At 73.2% G+C, this 20,306-nt stretch carries 15 protein-coding genes; 6 read left to right on the top strand and 9 right to left on the bottom strand.

What is annotated here, in order from left to right; all coding sequences use genetic code 11:
* Positions 1–58 precede the first annotated feature (58 nt).
* Both WME85_RS06440 and WME85_RS06445 read right to left on the bottom strand, forming a co-directional pair.
* A complete protein-coding gene (locus WME85_RS06440; protein ID WP_437836139.1) occupies positions 59–1,351 on the bottom strand; it encodes a hypothetical protein in 1,293 nt (430 codons plus the stop codon).
* Positions 1,348–1,500 carry a hypothetical protein gene (locus WME85_RS06445; RefSeq protein ID WP_437836141.1) on the bottom strand — a complete coding sequence of 51 codons (153 nt, stop codon included), beginning with the start codon at positions 1,498–1,500 and terminating at the stop codon, positions 1,348–1,350. The genes WME85_RS06440 and WME85_RS06445 overlap by 4 nt, the downstream gene beginning before the upstream one ends.
* Positions 1,501–1,734: 234 nt before the next feature.
* On the opposite strand from WME85_RS06445, the gene WME85_RS06450 reads away from it, so the two are divergent.
* Positions 1,735–2,484 (top strand): ECF-type sigma factor, encoded by a 750-nt coding sequence (locus tag WME85_RS06450; protein ID WP_437836143.1) that lies wholly within the window; start codon positions 1,735–1,737, stop codon positions 2,482–2,484.
* Complete coding sequence (locus WME85_RS06455; protein ID WP_437836146.1) at positions 2,481–4,967, top strand: serine/threonine-protein kinase; 2,487 nt, start codon at positions 2,481–2,483, stop codon at positions 4,965–4,967. The genes WME85_RS06450 and WME85_RS06455 overlap by 4 nt, the downstream gene beginning before the upstream one ends.
* Positions 4,968–5,135: 168 nt before the next feature.
* On the opposite strand, the gene WME85_RS06460 is transcribed toward WME85_RS06455, so the two are convergent.
* The gene (locus tag WME85_RS06460) at positions 5,136–6,035 is read right to left on the bottom strand and encodes a LysR substrate-binding domain-containing protein (RefSeq protein WP_437836148.1); all 900 of its coding nucleotides are present in this window, start codon (positions 6,033–6,035) and stop codon (positions 5,136–5,138) included.
* Between the two features lie 158 nt (positions 6,036–6,193).
* On the opposite strand from WME85_RS06460, the gene WME85_RS06465 reads away from it, so the two are divergent.
* Complete coding sequence (locus tag WME85_RS06465) at positions 6,194–6,769, top strand: YceI family protein (RefSeq protein WP_437836150.1); 576 nt, start codon at positions 6,194–6,196, stop codon at positions 6,767–6,769.
* A 43-nt stretch (positions 6,770–6,812) separates the two neighbouring features.
* Here the strand turns inward: WME85_RS06465 and WME85_RS06470 are convergent, their stop codons facing one another.
* From WME85_RS06470 to WME85_RS06490, 5 genes are all read right to left on the bottom strand, one after another.
* On the bottom strand, positions 6,813–8,177 hold the full coding sequence (locus tag WME85_RS06470; RefSeq protein ID WP_437836152.1) for a serine hydrolase domain-containing protein: 1,365 nt from the start codon (positions 8,175–8,177) through the stop codon (positions 6,813–6,815).
* Positions 8,178–8,620: 443 nt separating this feature from the next.
* Positions 8,621–9,952, bottom strand: a complete 1,332-nt coding sequence (locus tag WME85_RS06475) for a serine hydrolase domain-containing protein (protein WP_437836154.1) — start codon at positions 9,950–9,952, stop codon at positions 8,621–8,623.
* Positions 9,953–10,560: 608 nt separating this feature from the next.
* Positions 10,561–11,751 (bottom strand): NAD(P)/FAD-dependent oxidoreductase, encoded by a 1,191-nt coding sequence (locus tag WME85_RS06480; protein WP_437836156.1) that lies wholly within the window; start codon positions 11,749–11,751, stop codon positions 10,561–10,563.
* Entirely contained in the window at positions 11,748–11,945 is a 198-nt protein-coding gene (locus tag WME85_RS06485; protein WP_437836158.1) for a ferredoxin, read from the bottom strand. Before WME85_RS06485 ends, WME85_RS06480 begins: the two co-directional genes overlap by 4 nt.
* Before the next feature lie 109 nt (positions 11,946–12,054).
* Entirely contained in the window at positions 12,055–13,224 is a 1,170-nt protein-coding gene (locus WME85_RS06490; protein WP_437836160.1) for a cytochrome P450, read from the bottom strand.
* A gap of 259 nt (positions 13,225–13,483) precedes the next feature.
* Here WME85_RS06490 and WME85_RS06495 point away from each other — a divergent pair, with 259 nt between their 5' ends.
* Together WME85_RS06495 and WME85_RS06500 are read left to right on the top strand one after the other, a co-directional pair.
* Positions 13,484–14,098, top strand: coding sequence for a TetR/AcrR family transcriptional regulator (locus WME85_RS06495; protein ID WP_437836162.1), 615 nt, complete (start codon positions 13,484–13,486; stop codon positions 14,096–14,098).
* On the top strand, positions 14,095–15,300 hold the full coding sequence (locus tag WME85_RS06500; protein ID WP_437836164.1) for a lanthionine synthetase C family protein: 1,206 nt from the start codon (positions 14,095–14,097) through the stop codon (positions 15,298–15,300). Before WME85_RS06495 ends, WME85_RS06500 begins: the two co-directional genes overlap by 4 nt.
* Before the next feature lie 95 nt (positions 15,301–15,395).
* Here the strand turns inward: WME85_RS06500 and WME85_RS06505 are convergent, their stop codons facing one another.
* Positions 15,396–16,835, bottom strand: coding sequence for an endonuclease/exonuclease/phosphatase family protein (locus tag WME85_RS06505; protein ID WP_437836166.1), 1,440 nt, complete (start codon positions 16,833–16,835; stop codon positions 15,396–15,398).
* Between the two features lie 384 nt (positions 16,836–17,219).
* Between WME85_RS06505 and WME85_RS06510 the strand changes: the two genes are divergently transcribed.
* Positions 17,220–20,261, top strand: a complete 3,042-nt coding sequence (locus WME85_RS06510) for a carboxypeptidase regulatory-like domain-containing protein (RefSeq protein WP_437836168.1) — start codon at positions 17,220–17,222, stop codon at positions 20,259–20,261.
* Positions 20,262–20,306 lie beyond the last annotated feature (45 nt).

The following is a 20,306-nucleotide window of genomic DNA, read 5'->3' on the forward strand; positions in this document are numbered from 1 at the left end:
GCTCACGTCGAGAGCCGCTGCGCGGCAGCACCGCGACGCGGCCCGGGGCCGCGCGCGGTCAATCCCAGCGGTAGACCATGCCGAGCGGCAGCGACGCCGCCACGCCGTCCGCGCCGACGAGGAACAGCGGCGTGGTCTGCAAGAAGAGCGCGCCCGACGGGCCGTCCATGAGCTTCATGCCGAGCTCGGCGCCCAGACCCAGCGAAAACCCCAGCGGCACGCTGGCCTCGACCGTGAGGTCACTGGAGTAACCGTCGCCCTGCTCGTAAACCCTCCCGGTTTGCGTCGCCGTGCCGAAGAGCAGCGTCGAGCCTACCCTGAACTGCTCACCGAGCGGGTACGACACCGAGGGGCCGAGCGCGATGAGGACGCCAGCGTTCGAGTGAAGGCTGATCTGGGCGCGAACGCCGAGGTCCAGGCGCTCCATCGCCGTGTATCCGATGAACCCCGTCACGCCTGCGAGGAAGTTATCGTCCGAGAGAGACAGGTAGCATTCCCCGTAGCTGGCGCTGCACTGAGTCGTCGTGTCCGCCTCCAGCCAGAGATAGCCCATGAACCCGCCTACCTCGTAGACCATGCGGTCGGCTGCGCTCGGCGCGGCAGACCGCACGCTCCTCTCCTCCCCGCGCGCTCCATCGCGCGGCGCGTCGGGCAGCAGCCGCGCTCTGGGCAGCCGCGCCGCGGGCGGCCGCGCCGGCCTCGACGCGGCCGCCGGGGCTCGCTCGGCCGGCGCGGGCGCGGCCTCCTCCTCCGCCTCCGCCTGCGCCGGGACGGCGACGTCCACGCGCTCCGACTCCCTCAGCGCCACCGTCGTCTGCCAGAAGACCTCGCCCTGGTGCGCCGCGGCCACGACGTGCTCGCCAGGATCCACCGGCAGCTCCTTGTCCCACGCGACCGGATCGAGCGCCGCCCCGTCGAGCAGGATCGCCACCTGGTCCGCGCCGGCGCCCCCCGTCGAGACGCGCACCCGGAGCCAGGGCACGCGCGGCGCGAGCGCGTCGAGCCGGGCCCTGGCAAACGCCTCCCGCGCCGCGTCGCCCGCCGTCCGCGCCGTGATCAACGCCTCCTGGAAGCCGACCCAGGCCGTGGCCACCTCGCCGAGCCGCTCGTGGCAGAAGGCGACGTTGAGCTTCGTCCCCAGGCTCGGCTCCAGCCGCTGGCTCTCCTCGAGCTTGGGGCAGGCCTCGGCGAAGCGCTGCTCGACGAGGAGCGCGCGGCCCTCCCGAAACAGCCTCTCTGCGGCGCTCTCCTCGGCGGCGACCTGCTGGACCGAGAGCAGCGCCGACGCGCCGAGGAGCGCCCCCGCAAGGGGAGCGCAGAGGTTCTGGCGAAGCGGGCGGAGGGGGGTCACGTGGTCCTCGGGATGGGCGATGAGTGCACAGGGTAGACCAGCGCGCCGGTCTCCGGCTCGATGTCGACGAGGTCGACCTCGATCCGGGGCAGATGCGCGCCCGTGCGCGCCGTGAGGCTGCCAGTACCCGGGAGAGAGGCTCCTTTCATGTTCTTTTCTCCACTCCACGCTCCACGAGAGGTTCGTTCAGACACCGGCGATGCCCGAGGCCGCGCGCCGCGCCACGGCGTACCCGTGACGAGCGCTCCGCGGCGCGGACCGCCGGCAGGGGCGATGGTGCGCCCTGGGCCGGCGGCCCGCCGGAGCTCCCGCCCGCGGGCGGCCTGTGATAGCTTCGCCTCGTCAATGCCCCTGTTCCGCGAGCCGATCGCGTTCCTTTAGACATGGCGGACGATTTCTCGGACGGGGCCCGGCGAGGCAGGTTTCCGACGACCCACAGGTCGGCCGTCGTCGCGGTGGGCAGCGACGACCCGGCGGAGCGGGCGCGCTCGTTCGAGGTCCTGGTGCGGGCCTACTGGAAGCCGGTCTACAAGCACCTCCGCGTCCGCTGGCGCCTCCCCGACGAGCGCGCCGCCGATCTCACGCAGGGCTTCTTCGCTCGAGCGCTCGAGCAGCGCACGTTCTCCGCGTACGACCCTTCGCGGGCCCTCTTCCGCACCTATATGAAGATGTGCCTCGACCGCTTCGTGATGAAGGAGGCCGAGAGCAGCGGGCGACAGAAGCGCGGCGGACATGCCGTGACGCTCAGCCTTGACTTCACCTCTGCCGAGCGGGAGATTGGTGCGCTCGCCGTGCCAGCGCCCGACTCGCTCGACACCTACTTCGATCGCGAGTGGACGCGGCACCTCGTCGGGATGGCGGTCGACGCGCTCCGCGAGCGCTGCGAGCAGGGCGGCAAGCAGCTCACCTTCCGTGTCTTCGAGCGCTACGTGCTCGACGACGGACCGGCGGAGCGCCCCACCTATGCTGAGCTCGCCGCCGAGCTCGGGATCAAGGTCACCGACGTGACCAATTACCTCGCCTTCGCGCGGCGCGAGTTCCGCCGCTTGCTCCTCGAGAAGCTCCGGGAGATCACCGGCTCCGAGGCCGAGTTCGAGGCCGAGTCCCGCGCCCTGCTCGGGGGCGCCGGGTGACCTTCGTCGACGACGCGGGGGTCGGTCGCCTCGTCTCGCTCGCGGCGGAGCCCGAGGTCGTCGCGGACAGGTTCGAGATCGACACGCTGCTCGGCGAGGGCGGCATGGGCGTCGTCTTCGAGGCGTGGGACCGCGAGGCGCGCCGGAGCGTCGCGCTCAAGCTGCTGCGCGAGGTCGACGAGGCGACGAGCGCGCGCTTCGACCGGGAGGCCGAGGCGCTCGCCGCCCTCTCCCACCCGGGGATCGTCGGCTATGTCGCCCACGGCACCACCGCGCTCGGCGAGCGGTACCTCGCGATGGAGCGGCTCGTCGGCGTGACGCTCGCGGCCCCGCTCGCCGAGGGCCCGCTCGGCGTCCGCGACGCGGCGCGCGTCGGGCACGGCGTCGCCGCGGCCCTCGCCGCCGCGCACGAGAAGGGCCTCGTCCACCGGGACATCAAGCCGAGCAACATCTTCCTGGAGAACGGCAGCGTCGAGCGCGTCAAGCTCCTCGATTTCGGGCTCGCGCGCGGCAAGGACGCGCCCGCCGTCACGCGCGCCGGGTCGCTCGTCGGCACGCCGAGCTACATGGCCCCCGAGCAGGTGCGCGGCGCGGGCACCCCCGACGCGCGCACCGACCTGTTCGCGCTCGGCGCGGTGCTCTTCGAGTGCCTGACGGGCCGGGCGCCGTTCACGGGCGCGGACACCGAGGCGGTGCTGGTCAAGATCCTCGTCGAGCGGCCTCCCGCGGTGCGGGAGCTCCGCCCGCTCGCCCCGCCGGCCCTCGAGGCGCTCGTGGCGCGGATGCTGTCCAAGGACCCGGCGGGCCGCCCGGCGGGCGCCGCCGAGGTCGCGCGCGAGCTCGCCGCGCTGCTCGCCGACAGGGATCTCGGCGCCGCCCCGGCCGCGGCGGCCGGCGACCCGGCGGAGGCCGCGGCGCCAGGGACGCTGATCGCGGGCAAATACCGGGTGATCCGGGCGCTGGGCCGCGGCGGGATGGGCGTCGTGCTGCTCGCGCGGCACGAGGCGCTCGATCGGAACGTGGCCCTCAAGCTCCTGCGCGGCAGGAAGAGCGGCGGGGACGTGGCGCGCTTCCTGCGCGAGGCGCGCGCTGCATCGCGCCTCGAGAGCGAGCACGTCGCGCGGGTGATGGACGTCGGCACGCTCGACGGCGGCACGCCGTTCATCGTGATGGAGTTCCTGAGCGGCAAGGACCTCGCGCAGGTGCTGCACGACAGGGAGCGGCTGCCGGTCGAGGTGGCCGTGGACCACGTGCTCCAGGCGGGGGAGGCGATCGCCGAGGCGCACGCGCTCGGCATCGTTCACCGGGATCTGAAGCCGTCGAACCTGTTCCTCACCGCCCGGCGGGACGGCTCGCCGCTCGTCAAGGTGCTCGATTTCGGCATCTCGAAGATCTCGCGCGCGAGCGACTTCGCGGCGTCGGAGACGCGCTCGGCCGACGCGAGCATCACCGCGCCCGACGCGGTCATGGGCTCGCCGCTGTACATGTCGCCGGAGCAGCTCGAGAGCGCGAAGCGCGTCGACGCCCGCGCGGACATCTGGTCGCTCGGCGTCGTGCTGCACGAGCTCCTCACCGGCCGCCCGCCGTTCGAGGCGGACAGCTTCATGGCCATGGGCGCGAAGATCGCCGCCGGCGCCCCCGCCAGGCTCCGCGACGGCTGCCCCGAGGCGCCGGAGGGCCTGGCGGCGGTCGTGCTCCGCTGCCTGGAGAAGGACCCCGCGCGGCGCTTCCGGAGCGTCGCCGAGCTCGCGCAGGCGCTCGGGCCGTACGCGCCGGAGGGGTCCCGGCTCTCGATCGATCGCATCGCGCGCATCGCCAGGGCCGAGGCCGGGGCCGGCGCCGCGGCCGCGGACGAGCCGGGCGCGCGCCCGGACGAGCCGGCCGCGCGCCTGGAGGCCGCCGCCGCGGACCGCGCGACCACCGCGCGCACGTGGAACGCTCCGGCCGCCCCCGGGGCACGGCGCGGGGTGCTCGTCCTCGGCGTGGCCGCGGCGGTCGCGCTCGGCGCCGCGCTGCTCGCCACGCAGCGCGCTCCGGCGGTCGCGGACGGCGCGCCCGCGGCGCCTGCCTCGACCGCGCCGGCGCTGCCGGAGGCGACGCCGAGCGGGGCCCTCGCGGGCAGCGCAGCGGCGCCCTCGCCGGCGGCGAGCGCGGCGCCCTCGCCAGCGGCGAGCGCGGCGCCCTCGCCGGCGGCGAGCGCGGCGCCCTCGCCGGCCGCCGGGGCCTCGGCGGGCGCGCCCGCTCCGCAGGGCGCCGGGCCCGCGAGCGGCGCGCCGCCCTCGCGGAGCGCCGGGGCCGCACCCGGGGCGCCGTCGTCGACCCCGCCTGCGCGCGCGCCGTCCAGCGCCCGCGCCCGGGACCTCGCGCCGCCGCGCCAGGGCAACGCCCCTGCGGCGCCCGCGGCCGAGCGCGCGCGCCCGGCCGGCAAGCCGCCTCCTGGCGACGCCGTGGACCCGATGAACCCGGCGCTGATCAACCGGTAGCTCGCTCGCGCGTCCGGCGCGCCTCCGCTGGCAGCGCGCTCGCCGGTGGTGCTGTCATTTGCCCAGAGAGGGTTCACATGAAGGCGGTAAGGCGGGAAGATCATTGAGATTTTCTTCCCGCCTTACCGCCTTCATGTTCAAATGACAGCACTACCCGCTCGCCCGCGATCAACGCGAGCGCTGGAGCCGCCGCGGGAGCGCCTCGACGAGGAAGTCACGGAACGCCGCGACGCGGTGGGGCAGGTACCGCGCGGAGGGATAGACGAGGTTCACGGGCGCCCCCGTGGACACGTGCGACGGCAGCACGCGCACGAGGCGGCCTCGCGCGACGTCGCGGGCGCACAGGAAGCCCGGGAGGAGGCCGATGCCGACGCCCGCCAGCAACGCGCGCCGCACGAAGCTGAGATCGTCGACGGCGACCGGCCCCTCGACCTCCACCGTCTCGTCCCCCGCGGGTCCCTGCAGCGTCCACGCGGCGCGCCCGCGCGTCGCGCGGAAGAGGACGCACCGGTGCGCCGCCAGGTCCCCGAGGCTCCCGGGGGCACCGGCGCGCTCCAGGTACCGGGGCGAGGCGTAGAGCGCGTCCTCCACCTGCCCGATCTTCCGCGCGATGAGCGAGCCGTCGCGGACCGTCCCGGCCCGCAGCGCCAGGTCGAAGCCCTCCTCCACGAGATCCACGACGCGCCCGGTGAGCACGACGTCGATGCGGACGGCCGGGTGACGCCGCACGAACCGCGCGACCAGCGGCCCGAGCAGCGAGATGCCGGCGTCGACGGGCGCGGTGATGCGGATGGGGCCGCGCACCGTGGCCTGGAGATCGGCCACCATCGCGGCGGCCTCCTCGAGGCTCGCGACGCCGCGCGACGCCCGCTCATAGAACGCCGCGCCGGCCTCCGTGAGCCGCACGCTGCGCGTCGAGCGGTGCAGGAGCCGCGCGCCGAGCGCCTCCTCGAGGAGCGCGACCGAGCGGCTGACCGAGGACTTGGGCAGCCCGAGGACCCTGGCCGCGGCGGTGAAGCCCTGCTCGTCGACGACGCGCACGAAGACAGCGATGCGGTTGAGGTCCATTGTTCGTCCCAGGAGAACAGCCCGTTCTCCGGCGCCTGTCTAGTGCGTCTGCGAGGAACGATGCATCGTCTCTCCTGTGACGCACGGCCCCGCGCGCTCCTGGATGACCCGGGGGGATGCGGCGAGCCACGCACCTCTTCAACGAAGGAACAACGCACATGAACACCACGACCAGCACCACCGCCCCGAGCGCGACCCCCTCCCAGGCTGCCCGGTGGACGATCGACGCGGCGCACTCGAGCGTCTCTTTCTCCGTACGTCACATGATGATCTCGAACGTGCGCGGCGAGTTCGAGCGCGTCGCCGGCGAGGTCACCTACGATCCGGGGCGCCCCGAGGCGGCGAAGATCTCCGCCACCATCGACGTGGCGTCGATCCACACGCGCGAGGAGAAGCGCGACGAGCACCTCCGGAGCGCCGATTTCTTCGACGCCGCGACGTACCCGACGATCTCCTTCGTCGCCAAGAGCGTCCGACGTCGCGGCGACGGGCTCGACATCGCGGGTGACCTGACGATCCGCGGCGTCTCGCGCGAGGTGACGCTCGCGGTCAGCGAGCTCTCGGGCGAGCACACCGACCCTTACGGCAACCGCCGGCTGGGCGCGACCGCGACGACGAAGATCCGCCGCAGCGATTTCGGGATGAACTTCAACGCCATCCTCGAGACGGGCGGTGTCCTCGTGGGCGACGAGATCTCGATCCACCTCGATATCCAGCTGATCAAGCAGGGGTGAGCGCGGCGACGAGCGGCGACGGCTGACGCGCGCCCCCCGGGGGTCACTGGCACAGGGCGGTGTCGACGAGATCGAGGACGTCCATGTACGCCTTCTCGACCGTCTCTTCGCCGTGGATGAAGCCCGGCAGGACGGTGATGGCGACGGTGACGGCCCGGCCGTCGTCGGAGACGCCGCCGCGGGTGTGGTAGCCGAAGATGTCGCCGCCGTGGCCCCAGACGAGGCCGCCGCAGCTCAGCGGGGTGGTGAACAGGCCGAGCCCGTACTCGGCGCCTGGCCACATGCCGGGGGCCTCGACGGTGGTGCGCATCTCCTCGAGCTGCGCCGGCTCGAGGAGCTCGCCGCCGAAGAGGGCGAGGAAGAAGCGGTTGAGATCGGTCGGGGTCGCGATGATCTGTCCGGCGGCCCATCCCCAGGACGGGTCCAGCTCGGTGGCGTCGTACATCGGCTGATCGGGCGCGTCCGCGTGATAGCCCCTGGGGTGGCATTCCCGGATGCCCTCCTCGCCGACGTCGGGGATATAGGTGTGGCGCAGCCCGAGGCGATCGATGATGCGCCTCGTGATCTCCTCGTTCAGGGGGCGGCCGGTGACCTTCTCGATGAGCATGCCGGCGAGCGTGTAGTTGGTGTTGCTGTAGTCCCACTGATCGCCGGGGGGGAACTGCTCCCCCTCCGCGAGCGCGATGTCGAGCAGATCGCGCGGGTTGAAGTAGGTGTGCTGGATCGGGTGGAATCCCTTCGTCAGGATCAAGCCGTCGTAATCCGCCAGCCCGGTCTGGTGCTGCAGGAGCTGCCGCACGGTGATGTCGTGTCCGTCGATGCCCTCGCCCCGGACCAGGTTCGGCAGGTACGTCTCGATGGGCGCGTCGAGCTCGACCTTGCCCTCGCCGACGAGCTGGAGAACGACGACGGCGGTGAAGGCTTTGCTGTTGCTCCCGATGCGCACCATCCCGTCGACAGGCACCGCCGCCTTGGTCTCCAGGTCGCCGAAGCCGGCCGTGTAGTGGCGCGTCTTCCCGTCCGGATCACGGACGGCGGCCAGGACGGCGGGGAACCGGTCGTCGCGCACCAGCTGGTCGGCCACCTGCTGCACGGGGTCGTCAGGATCGGTGTTGGCCTCCTCCGTGGAACCCCCGACGCACGCTCCCGGCGGGGTGTCATCGCCCCCGCCGCCACCATCGCCTCCGACGCCGCTGCTGGCGTCGCCTCCGACGCCGCCGCCGCCATCGCCCCCGACGCCGCTGCCGCCGTCGCCCCCGACGCCGACGCCGCTGCCGCTGCCGCCGTCGCCCCCGCCGCTGCCGCCGTCCGTGCTCGCCGACGGCCCGCCGTCGTCGGAGCAGCCCGCGAGCAGGGCTGACGAGCCGAGCAGCGCCGAGACGAGGGCGACCGAGACGACGTTTCGCAAGCTCGTCGCTGCGGCGCCGGCGGCCCGTGTTCTCGGAGAGGTGAAACGATGGTGCAGAGATCTCATGATCGGCTCCTGATTGTGTGGGGGCGTCCTCGGGTCACCGCGGGCCGGCGGCTGGGGCCGTCAGGCATCGCCGCGTGGACTGGAGAGCGCCGCTCGGCTTCGTGACTGGGTTCCCGGACTCGTGAGGTTCGTTCATGCATCGAGGCGATTTTCTCTTCGAAGCGCCTCCTGTGGATCGTGACCTGAAGCATCGCCTCGAACTCTTCGGAGAGTTCACAGGGAGGCGGGGAGACGGGGAGAAAATTCTTCGAAATACTCCCCGTCTCCCCGCCTCCCTGTTCAATTTTCTCGCTGAAAATGGCTGCAAAACGAGGGGGTTCTTCAGGATCGTGATACCGCGGCTGTCGTGACCACCGGCGCGAGGAGGCGCCCGGGGCTCACTCGCACAGGGCGGTGTCGACGAGGGCGAGGACGTCGGCGTAGGCGGCATAGGCCTGCTCGCGGGTCTCCACGCCGGGCAAGGCGGACGGCAGCGCCGTGACGGCGACGGTGACGGCGCGGCCGTCGTCGGTGACGCCGCCGGCGGTCTCGTAGCCGAAGATGTCGCCGCCGTGTCCCCAGGCGAGCCCCCCGCAGCTCAGCGGGATGCTGCTCAGGCCGAGCCCGTACTCGGTGCCAGGCCACATGCTGGAAGCGTCGATGGTGGCGCGCATCTCCTCGAGCTGCGCCGGCTCGAGGAGCTCGCCGCCGAGCAGGGCGGTGAAGAAGCGGTTGAGGTCGCTCGGGGTGGAGATCATGTTTCCGGAGGCCCCGGCGATCGACGTGTCGAGCTCGGTGACGTCGTACAGCGGCTCGCCGAAGCTGTCCGCGTGGTAGCCCCTGGGATGGCACTCCCGGATGCTCTCGTCGCCGACGCGGGGGACGTAGGTGTGGCGCAGCCCGATGCGGTCGATGACGCGCCTCGTGATCTCCTCCGCCAGCGGGCGGCCGGTGACCCTCTCGACGAGCAAGCCGGCGACGATGTAGTTGGTGTTGCTGTACTCCCACCGATCGCCGGGGGGGAACCTCACCTCCTGCGCCAGCGCCAGATCGAGCAGCGTGCGGGGGTCGAAATAGCTGTGCCGGACCTCGGCGAAGCCGCCGCTGAAGAGCTCGTTCACGTAATCGGGCAGCCCGCTGTTCTGCTGCAGGATCTGCCGCACCGTGATGTCATGGCCGTCGATACCCTCGCCGCGGACCAGGCCCGGCAGGTACGTCTCGATCGGCGCGTCGAGCTCGACCTCGCCCTCGCCGGCGAGCTGCAAGACGACCACGGCGGTGAAAGGCTTGCTGTTGCTCCCGATGCGCACCTGCCCGTCGACCGGCACCTTCGCCCCGGTCTCCAGGTCGGCGACGCCGGCGATGTAATGGCGCGTCTGCCCGTCGAGATCGCTGACGGCGGCCAGGACGGCCGGGAACCTGTCGTCGCGCACCAGGTGGTCCACGGCCTGCTGCACGGGGTCGTCGGGGTCGGTGTTGGCCTCCTCCGTGGAACCCCCGGCGCACTCTCCCGGAGGAGCGCCGCCGCCGCCGCCACCGCCGGCGTCTTCGCCCCCGCTGCCGCCCTCGCCGCCGCCGCCTTCATCCGCGCCGCCGCCGTCGCCCCCGCCGCTGCTGACGCCGCCACCCCCACCGCCGCTGCCGGCGTCCGTGCTCGCCGACGGCCCGCCGTCGTCCGAGCAGCCCGCGAGCAGGGCCGAGACGAGGACGATCGCCAGGACGCTTCGCAAGCTCGTCGCCGCGGCGCCGGCGATCCTTGTTCTCGGGGAAGTGAAAGGATGGCGTGGAGATTTCAAGATCAGCTCCTGATGGTTGAGCGGCCGTCTCCGATCACCTCCGCGAGCCGGCGACTCGCGCCACCAGCCATCGTCACGTCGACAGGAGAGCGCCGCTGGGTTTCAAGGCTCTGTTCCCGGACTCGTGAGGATCGTTCATGCCTCGAGACGAAATACGCTTCGAGGTGCGACCGCGAACTGCCGCACTGCCGCCGTTGCGGCCTGTCCCGTGTCGAGGCGGCGCCGCGCGACATCCGAGGTGGTCGCGCCGTGACGACAGGGATGAGGCGGCGCTCCGTGGGTCGTCGTCAGACACAAGGCAGCGCGCCCCACCCGGAGCACACGCGCGACCACGCACTGCCCGGATCCGGGCAGCTCACGAGCTTGATGCCGCCGCGGGGGCGATCCTTCGAATTATTTTGCGGAGGTCTCCGCGCGCTGCGCGCCCCGCCGTCGGGCGCGGGCGTCGTTGCGGGTCCGCCTCGGGTGCGGCGGCGCGCGAAGCCTATCGCCCACCCGTCCGCCCTTGCACGAGCATCCGCTGGCCCCGACCCCGTGCTGTCTCAGCCAGAGGCCACCTCGGTCCACGGCGTCCCGTCGATCACGTGCTGCCGGCGCAGGCGGGCGGGCTTCACCATGTTCCACCCCACCACCCCGGTGACCTTGCCGCGGCTACCGTAGAGCGCGACGAACTGACCGCGCGCGGGGTCGCCTTCCACGATCGCCACCTCGGCGCCGGCAGGCAGGAGACCGTAGACCTGGATCTTGATGTCGAACTGGTCGGTCCAGTAATACGGCACCGGCGTGTACGGCCGGTCCTTGCCGACGATGTTCGCCGCCACCGCCATGCCCTGCTCGACGGCGTTGGTCCGGTTCTCCAGGCGCAGCCCGGTCCCCAGCCCCTCGTGATGCCACCACGCCACGTCGCCGACGGCGTAGATGCCGTCGGCAGCCCGGCAACGTGAGTCGCACACGATCCCGTCCCCCAGCTGGAGCCCGCTGCCCGCGAGCCACCCGATGGCCGGGCGGGAGCCCATGGCCACCACGACGGCGTCCGCGGGCAGCACCTCGCCATCGGCCAGACGTACCCCGGAGGCCCGCCCACCCGCGCCGACCAGGGCTTCGACCCCGACGCCGAGGCGCAGCGCCACGCCGTGATCGGCGTGCAAGCGGGCCAGATATCCGCCGATCTGCGGGCCGAGCTGGCTCGCGAGCGGCGCCGCTTGCGGGCCGACCAGGGTGACAGCGAGGCCCATGCCGCGCGCTGTCGCGGCGATCTCCGTGCCGAGGACGCCGTCGCCCACGACGACCAGCCGCGGCCCTGCGAGCAGCTCGGCGCGCAGCGCGAGCGCGTCGTCCAGCGTGCGCAGCACGTGCACGCCCGCCCATCGCTCCTGTCCAGGCAGCCGGCGCGGCTCGAGCCCCGTGGCCAGCACGATCGCCTCCGCGCGCAGGCTGCGCCCCGAGGCCGTCGCCACCTCGCGCGCGCCGGCGTCGAGGCGGACCGCAGGGTCGCCGAGGACGAGCTCCGCCTCGAGGCTGGCGAGCGCCGCCGCGGGGCGGAGCAGGGCCGCCTCCGGCTGCACGGCGCCGGCGAGCACCTTCTTCGACAGCGGCGGCCGGTCGTAGGGCAGGTGCCGCTCCGCGCCGAGCAGCGTCAGCCTGCCCGCGTACCCTTCGCGCCGCAGCGCCTCCGCGACGGCGAGGCCGCCCGCGGAGGCGCCGACGACGAGCACGCTCGCCGGGGCGTTCACTCGCGCTCTTCCAGCTGGATGGCGGCCCCGGGGCACACGCTGGCCGCCTCGCGGACGGCGGCGTGGAGCTCCTCCGGGGGCGCCTCGTCGCGCAGGACCACGATGCCGTCGTCCCGCTGGTCAAACACCCTGGGCGCGACAAGCACGCACTGGCCGGCCCCACAGCACTTCATCTCGTCCACGCGCACTCGCATCGTCGCTCTCCTTCCATGGCCATTGGTTCCACGGCCATTGGCATCGTATTCCGCTCCGTCGAGCGGCTCGGTCCGCTCCGTCGAGCGGCTCGGTCTCGCCGCCGTGCTCTCACCAGGTGACCGGGAACTCGCGGATGCCGTACACGGTGGCGTCGTCCTTGAACGAGAGCTCCTCCACGGGCACGGCGGGCCGCAGCCCGGGGATCCGCCGGAACAGCGTGTCGATGACGATCTGCAGCTCCAGCCGGGCGAGGTTCTGGCCGAGGCACTGGTGCGCGCCGAAGCCGAACGCGAGGTGCTGCCGGGAGCCGCGATCGAGGTCGAGCTCGTCGGCGCGCTCGAACACCTCCGGATCACGGTTGGCCGTGTTGGCCAGCGCGAGGACGCCCTCCCCGGCCCGGATGAGCACACCGCCGATCTCCACGTCCTCCAGGGCCACCCGACCGAGCGCGGACTCCGCGATCGTGAAGTACCGCAGCAGCTCCTCGACGGCCCCCAGGGTCTTCGAGGGATCCTGCCGGAGGGCGGCCAGCTTCTCCGGGTGCTGCAGCAGCACCAGCGTGCTCAGCGAGATCATGTTGGCGGTGGTCTCGTGCCCGGCGATGAGGAGCAGGAACCCCATGCCGATCAGGCCCTCGAAATCGACGCCGCCGCCCTCGCGCTGCCTCTGGATCTGGCGGCCGATCAGGTCGTCGGTTGGCTTCTCCACCCGGGACGCCACGAGCTGGCCCAGATACGACATGAGCTCGCCGACCGAGCGCGCGACCTCATCGGCCGGCGTCTTGTGACTCACGATCTGCGCGGAGCGCGCCTGGAAGAACTCGTGGTCGGCGTAGGGCACGCCGAGCAGCTCGCAGATCACGAGAGAAGGCACCGGCAGGGAGAGCGCCTGCACGAGATCGACAGGACGCGGCCCGGCCAGCATGGCGTCGATGTGCTGGTCCACGATCTCCTGGATGCGCGGCCCGAGCGCGTTGATCCGCTGGACCGTGAACTCCCCGAGGACGGCCCGGCGCGCAGGGCCGTGCTCGGGCGGATCCAGCTCGATCAGCAGCGGCTTGAGGGCGCTCGAGGGCGGGCGCTCGTCGGCCAGCGTGGGGAAGTTCGGGTCGCGCCGGTTGGAGCTGAACCGGGGGTCGGACAGGATCGTCCGGATGTGCTTGTGGCTGGTAACGACCCACACCGTCCTGCCGTTGGGCAGCCTCACCTTGGCGATGGGCGCCTCCTCGCGGAGCCGGCGATGCTCCGCAGGCGGCGCGTACGGACAGGTTCGGGTCATGGGAAGCGTCGGGATGGGATCGGCTGACATGGTTCCACCTTTTTTCGGCAATTTGCGGAAGGTGTCCTTCCCGCGAGCCGCTTCCAGGCTAGCCGGCCGGCTAGTGCCGTGCAAGCCGACCGGCTAGCAGCGTACGAGCCGATCGGCTAGTCGCGCGCAGGCCGATCGGCTAGCCTGTCGCGTCTGCCCCGCCAGCCGGCCGGAGAGCGTGCAGGACGGCGAGGGGCGGGTACTGTCTCGCGTCCCGCGAGGAGGGCGTATGACTGCCGGCATCGCCGCCAACGACACCAGATCGCGACTGCTCGACACCGCGCTGAAGCTGTTCAGCGAGCACGGGGTGGAGGGCACGTCGCTTCAGATGATCGCCGACGAGCTCGGCGTCACCAAGGCCGCCGTGTACTACCACTTCAAGACCAAGGACGAGATCGCGGAGGCGGTCGCGGCGCCCGCGGTACAGGAGCTCGACCAGGTCATCGAAGCGGCGCGCGCGAGGCGGAGCCGGGGCGCGCAGATCGATCACGCGCTGGCCGGGTTCGTCGAGGTCATCATCCGTCAGCGCCAGTTGCTCGGCCTGTACAACAGCGACCCCGGGATCCAGCGGGTCGTCAACAGGACGTTCCAGTCGCCGCGAGGCGAGGACATCAAGACCAGGATGAGGCTGGTCCTCGCCGGCAAGGACCCGAGCCTCGCCGACGCGATCACGGTGCACGTCGTGTTCACGGGGATCGCGATGGTCGGCGGCGCGCCCGAGTACGCGGGCATCGACGACGACACCCTGCGCCAGCACCTCCTCGATACGGCCAGGCGTCTGCTGGGCCGCCCCCGCGGAAAGGGCCCAGGCAAGCGCCTGTCCGAGCCGGTCCCTCGGGCATGATCCTCTTCTCCCCGACACGGCACGTCGCGCTGCCGCCCGAGGCATGGGACCCGGGGCGGGTGCGCACCTGGCTGGAGCGATGGGCCGCGGAGACGCTGGCGGCCCGGGATCGGCAGGGCTGGCCGATGCACCCGCGCGACGCCAGCGACTCCGACGAATCGGACCCGCCCGGGCTGCTCCAGTGCCTGTACCTCGGCGCGTGCGGCGTCTGGCTCGCGCTCGCCCGCGTCGCGGCGGCGGGCTTCTGCAGGCTGCCGGCGAGCCTGCCAGAGATCTTCGCGCAGGTGCTGGAGGATCATCACTCGTGCTCACCCGGGGCCGGTGAGCGCGTGCCTTCATGGTTCCTCGGCGAGAGCGCGCTGCTGACCTTCTGCTGTCTCGCCCGACCCGACGCGCAAAGGGCCGATCGCCTGGCCGAGATGATCCGCGGGAACCGCGCGAGCCCGACGCGCGAGGCGCTGTGGGGCGCGCCCGGGACGATGCTCGGGGCGCTGTTCCTGCACGAGGCGACCGGGGACGAGCGCTGGGCGGAGCTGATCCGCGACAGCGCGGCGGCGCTGTGGGAGAGCTGGGTTCACGACGAGGCCCGGGGCGCGTGGCTGTGGGAACAGGACCTGTACGGCCGCCGGGTCCACTATCTCGGCGCCGGCCACGGCTGGGCGGGCAATCTCTACCCGCTCTGGCGCGCCCGGGCCCTGCTGAGCCCGGAGCAGCAGGCCCAGCTGCGCGCGCGGACGCTGCAAGGGCTCGAGCGCCTGGCGGTGATCGACGGGGACCTGGCCAACTGGCCCGCGCAGACGGAGCTGTCGCCGAAGCTGCTGGTGCAGTGGTGCCACGGCGCGCCGGGGATGATCACGTCGCTGCGCCACGCGGAGCTGCCCGAGGCGCTGCCGCTGTTGCTCCAGGGCGCGCGGCTGATCGTGGCCGCCGGGCCGCTCGCGAAGGGGGTGGGCCTGTGCCACGGCACCGACGGCAACGGGGCCGCCCTGCTCGAGGTGTACCGGCGCACGCAGGACGCTTTCTGGATCGAGCGCGCCCGCGAGCTCGCGATGTGGGCCCTCGCGCAGTCCGAGGCCGAGCTCCATCGCGCTGGACAGTGGCGCTACAGCCTGTGGACCGGGGACGCCGGGCTGGCCTGCTTCCTGCTCGACTGCCTCGATGGGCAGAGCCGCGGCATGCCGGGGCTCGACAGCTTGTGGTGAATCGCGCCGGCCGTGGCGCTGCTGGGTGAGCGCGGGGCGCGGGCCCTTGGCGGCACCACCGCGGCTCAGCGCGGCGGCCCGTCCGCGCGCCGGGTCTACGGGGGCGTCGGGTCGGCCGGGAGCAGGAAGTCGCGCACGACGCCCATGTGCTGCATCGAGTCGGCTCCGCTGTCCGTCGCGAGGGCGGGGCTGAGCTCGCCGATCGGCGAATAGACGCGCGTGTCCGCCACGAGGCCGCTCGGGAAGGTGCTCCCGCCGATCACGACAGCCGTCTCGAGCGGGTCGAGATCGTCGTCGACGAGCACCCAGTCGTACGGCTTGCCCCTGCTGGCGTTGGTGCCCGTGTTTCCGTTCCTGTCGGCGGGGTAGGGGCTCGACGTGACGACGACCTCCGACAGGGTCGAGATGCAGGGCTCGCTCCGGTTGTCGGTGTTGAAGTCGCCGCCGATGACGAGGTAATCGCCCTCGGGGAAGGTGTCCTGGATGGCCGCGACGAGCTGCTGCGCCTCGGTCCGGCGCACGCCCGAGCCGGAGGTCAGGAGATGGACGCTGATGGCCCAGAGGTCGATCGGGCCGGGGATGTCGATGCGCGCCCAGGCGAAGTCCCGGTTGCTCACCGAGCTGTCGTCCCACTCGCCGGACTCGAGGATGGGATACCGGCTCACGATCCCGTTCGGGATCTGCGCGCCATCCTCGCGGTAGTAGCTGAACGTGGCGCCGAACGTCTCGTCGACGAAGTCGCGGATCTGGGCGGCGCGGTTGTCGCCGTAGTTGAACTCCTGGATCAGGACGATATCCGGCTCGAGGCCCTGCATGATGCGCTGGCCGTGGCCGGGGTCGTAGCTCTGACGGGTGCCGCTCGTGAGGTTCGCGGCCATGAGCCGGACGCGCACCGTCGAGGGCGGCTCGCCGCCGCCACCGGCGCCGTCAGAGCCGCCGGTGCCGCCGGCGCCGTCAGAGCCGCCTGCGCCACCGGCGCCGCCTGCGCCGCTGGTGCTGCCACCGGCGCCGCCAGAGCCGCCAGAGCCGCCTGCGCCACCGGCGCCGCCTGCGCCGCTGGTGCTGCCACCGGCGCCGCCAGAGCCGCCAGAGCCGCCTGCGCCACCGGCGCCGCCAGAGCCGCCCTCGCCACCGGCGCCGCTGGTGCCGCCACCGGCACCGCCAGGGCCGCCCTCGCCACCGGCGCCGCCAGAGCCGCCCTCGCCACCGGCGCCGCTGGTGCCGCCACCGACGCCGCCAGGGCCGCCCTCGCCACCGGCGCCGCCCTCACCACCGCTGCCACCGGCGCCCTCGCCACCGGCGCCGCCGCCGCCTTCCGCGACCCCTCCCTGCCCGCCGCCGCCCTGGGCGCCGGACGATGACGATGTCGAGGACGCGTGATCCTCCACGCCCCCCGGCGGCGGATCGGTCGCGCACGCAGCGCCCGCGAGCGCGGACAGGAGGAGCCATGAAAGCCGCAGGAGCGGGCGCCCCAGGGGCATGGAGGACGACTCACGCATCTCGTTGCACCAGACCTTTCCTGCGTTTCCTGCCATCAGAGCATGAACGAGGGCGCGCCAGGAGGCCTGAACGCCAGCACACCCTCGATCTCCGGGACCGCGGCCCTCCTGTGGGTGGTGCTGTCATTTGCCCAGAGAGGGTTCACATGAAGGCGGTAAGGCGGGAAGATCATTGAGATTTTCTTCCCGCCTTACCGCCTTCATGTTCAAATGACAGCACTACCCTCCTGTGCGGAGCGGGCGCACATCGCAACGCGCCCCGCCTCCCGGCGGCCACCGTGGAAGATGCGAGGCGAAGGACGGAAGGCGACCGACGCTTGCCGGGAGCGCCGCGGCGACGGCGGCGTGCTCCTCGCCCTGCGAGCGCCCCCCAGGTGCCCTATCGTGGCGGCCTCGCGCGAGGGGACCAGGGGGAGCGTCATGAAGAGACCGTGGACCAGGACGGTGGGGGTGATCGGCGTGCTCTGGCTCGCCTTGCTGGTGCTCCTCGTCCGAGCCTGGTGGGTCCGCCCCGCCGCGGAGCCGGCGGACAGCGCCGCGTCGCCGCCGTCGAGCGCCGCGCCGGCCGGAGGAGGAGGAGGAAAGGCGCGCCAACGCGCGCGGGAGCCGCGGTCTCGCCAGCCCGGGAGCATCGCCGGGCGGGTCGCCGAGCCCGCGGGCGCGCCCGTCGCCGGCGCCCTGGTGTGCGCCCTCCTGCCGCCGGACCCGCTGTCGCTCGCCGAGACGCGCGAGCCGGTGTGCGCGCAGGCCGCGGCGGACGGGCGGTACACGCTCTCCGGCCTCCCGCCCGCGCGCTGGACGCTCTCCGCCTCGGCGCCGGGTCACCGGCCGGCGTACTACGCCGCCCCCGACGGCTCCCGCGCCCCCTTCGTCGCGCTCGGCGCCGGCGAGGCGCGCACCGGCGTCGACCTGGTCCTCCCGGCCGGCGGGGTGGAGGTGAAGGGGCACGTCGAGGACATCGGCGGCGGCGCCGTCTCCGGAGCGCTCGTCGCGATCACCTCGTTCGCGTCAGGGCCGGGCGCGGTGGTGACCAGGGCCGACGCGCAGGGCGCCTACGCCGCGTGGATCGACGAGGGGCCCTACGGGGCGCGCGCCGAGGCCGACGGGTACGCGGCGGGAGCAGCGCAGAGCGTGGCGCCGGGGCCTCCGCTCAAGCTCCTGCTGACGCCGGCGTCCGCGCTCGTCGGGCGGGTCGTCGAGGCAGGGACCGGGACGCCGGTCGAGGGGGCGAAGGTCACCCTCGATGACGGCGGGGGGTGGGGGAGGGACGCGCCCGGCGTCCCCGTCGCGCGCAGCGACGCAGAGGGCCGCTTCCGCCTCGATCGGCTCCCGCCGGGGCGCTACAAGCTGGCCGCCCGCGCGCTCGGCAAGATCGGCCAGGCGCGCGAGAGCGTGCTCCTCGGGGTGGGCCAGACCTCGAGCGAGGTGGTGATCGAGGTCCACCCCGCGCGTGTCGTCGCAGGCCGCGTGGAGATCGCGCCGGACGGCGCGCCGTGCACGCTCGGGCACGTCAGCCTGCTGAGCCAGGCGAACGACGGGGGCGAGGTCGCCGCCATCGAGGCCGACGGCACGGTGCTCTTCGAGGGCCTGCTCCGCGGCACGTACGAGGTGCTCGTGGGCTGCGCGCAGCACGTGTCCGAGCCGAGCTACGCGGCCGTGGAGGTGGGGGACGCGGACGTCGAGGACCTCGTGTGGACCGTGCGCGCCGGGCTGACGATCCGCGGCCGGGTCGTGGACAGCGACCAGAACCCGGTCCGCGCCGCCGTCCACGCGTACGCGCCCGCGATGATGGGATCCCGAGGGGCCCCCGGAGCGCTCGCCTCGACCGAGGCCGACGGGACCTTCGCGCTGAAGGGGCTCTCGCCCGCGAAGTACATGGTGATGGCGCGCCCGGTCAGCCAGGCCGAGCCCGAGCCTGTCGAGGTCGAGCTCCGCGACGATCACGCCCCCGAGGTGACGATCGTCGTCGATCGCGGCGGCGCGATCGAGGGGACCGTCACCGACGCGGACGGCAAGCTCGTCGCGGGCGTCGAGATCACGATCATGGGGACGCAGCCCGGCGCGGCGGTGGGAATGATGATGCGACCACCTCCGATCCGGATGGCGACCTCCCTCGACGACGGGAGCTTCGCGCAGGCGGGGCTCCCGCCGGGCGATTACCGCGTCTCCGTCAGCGAGGGGCCCCGGGGGCCAGGCCCGTTCGACGCGGAGTCTCCGGGGGTCCACGCGCGCGTGGAGGCGGGGAAGAGCGCGCGCGTCACCCTGGTCGTGGCGCGCCGGAACGGCGAGATCCACGGGCGCGTCGTCGACGAGATCGGCGAGCCGGTGACGGACGCCTTCGTCCACGCGGAGCGAGAGGCGGAGGGCCCCGCCCCGCCCGGGGCGAGCAACGCGGCCAGGGCGCGGTGGGGCGCCTTCGCGCGCTCCGCGGTGCTCACCGATCCCGAGGGGAAGTTCGCCCTCGGGAGCCTGCGCCAGGGCGCGTACACGGTCCACGCCTACCGCAACGGCGGGGGCGAGGCCTTCGTCGAGCACGTGAGCCCTGGCGACAGCGTGACGGTCACCCTGAAGCCGGCCGGCGCGATCTCGGGCACCCTCACCGTGGCGTCCGGGAAGGTGCCCGAGCAGTTCACCGTCCTCGCGGCCGACCAGGCGTCGATGCTCTTCCGCTCCGAGTCCTTCGCCTTCACCGGAGGCTCGTTCACGATCGGCGATCTCCCGGAGGGGAGATACGAGGTCTCCACCGCGACGGCGGAGGGGACGGCCACCGTGGAGATCTCGCTCGCGCCCGGGGAGCAGCGGACCGGCGTGGTGCTCGCGCTCGTCCCGCTCGCCTCGGTGAAAGGGCAGGTGGTGTCGCTCGACGACGGCGCGCCGGTCGCCGGGGTGCGCATCGACGTGGTCCCCCGCAAGGGAATGGCCGCCCCGGGCCACGGCGGCTTCCGGGACGACAACCTCTCGGACGCGTCGGGGCGCTTCGAGGTGAAGCAGACCCCCTCGGGGCCTGTCGTGCTCCTCTGCATGCCGTCCGATCCGATGAGCTCGCCCCACGACGCCGCGGTGCTCCCGGTGGAGGCGCAGCCGGGCGCGGTGACCGACGTGGGGCGCGTCGTCCTGCCGAAGCGCCGCATCAAGCTGGGGGACGAGCCTGGCGATCTCGGGTTCGCGATCAAGGAGAACGGGGGGCCGGATGTCGACCTGGCCGCGCAGACCTTCGAGGTGCTCGAGGTGCGCCCGCGCGGGCCCGCCGCGCTCGCCGGGCTCCAGGTGGGCGACGTGATCGTGTCCGTCGACGGCCACGATGTCCGAGGGAAGATGGGGTATCTCTACCGCCCGCTCACCACCGTGCCGGCGGGGGCCCAGGTGACGCTCGGGCTCTCGCGCGGGGCGAGCGTGGCCATCACGGCCGGTAAGCTGCAGATGCCCGGGATCGCGCCGCCCCCTGGCGGCCCTCCGCGGTGAGGGCCGCGCCCGAGCGGCGCCCTGGGTCCCCGGCCCGGCGCGGGA

The sequence above is a fragment of the Sorangium sp. So ce1153 genome (assembly GCF_051521595.1).
Classification (GTDB): domain Bacteria; phylum Myxococcota_A; class Polyangia; order Polyangiales; family Polyangiaceae; genus Sorangium.

Excerpts from the sequence above, each read along its gene's own strand:
- WME85_RS06495 (WP_437836162.1), top strand. The coding sequence starts at position 13,484 with ATGACTGCCGGCATCGCCGCCAACGACACCAGATCGCGACTGCTCGAC.
- WME85_RS06500 (WP_437836164.1), top strand. The coding sequence starts at position 14,095 with ATGATCCTCTTCTCCCCGACACGGCACGTCGCGCTGCCGCCCGAGGCA.
- WME85_RS06485 (WP_437836158.1), bottom strand. The coding sequence starts at position 11,945 with ATGCGAGTGCGCGTGGACGAGATGAAGTGCTGTGGGGCCGGCCAGTGC.
- WME85_RS06490 (WP_437836160.1), bottom strand. The coding sequence starts at position 13,224 with ATGACCCGAACCTGTCCGTACGCGCCGCCTGCGGAGCATCGCCGGCTC.
- WME85_RS06460 (WP_437836148.1), bottom strand. The coding sequence starts at position 6,035 with ATGGACCTCAACCGCATCGCTGTCTTCGTGCGCGTCGTCGACGAGCAG.
- WME85_RS06445 (WP_437836141.1), bottom strand. The coding sequence starts at position 1,500 with ATGAAAGGAGCCTCTCTCCCGGGTACTGGCAGCCTCACGGCGCGCACG.
- WME85_RS06450 (WP_437836143.1), top strand. The coding sequence starts at position 1,735 with ATGGCGGACGATTTCTCGGACGGGGCCCGGCGAGGCAGGTTTCCGACG.
- WME85_RS06465 (WP_437836150.1), top strand. The coding sequence starts at position 6,194 with ATGAACACCACGACCAGCACCACCGCCCCGAGCGCGACCCCCTCCCAG.
- WME85_RS06505 (WP_437836166.1), bottom strand. The coding sequence starts at position 16,835 with ATGGCAGGAAACGCAGGAAAGGTCTGGTGCAACGAGATGCGTGAGTCG.
- WME85_RS06510 (WP_437836168.1), top strand. The coding sequence starts at position 17,220 with ATGAAGAGACCGTGGACCAGGACGGTGGGGGTGATCGGCGTGCTCTGG.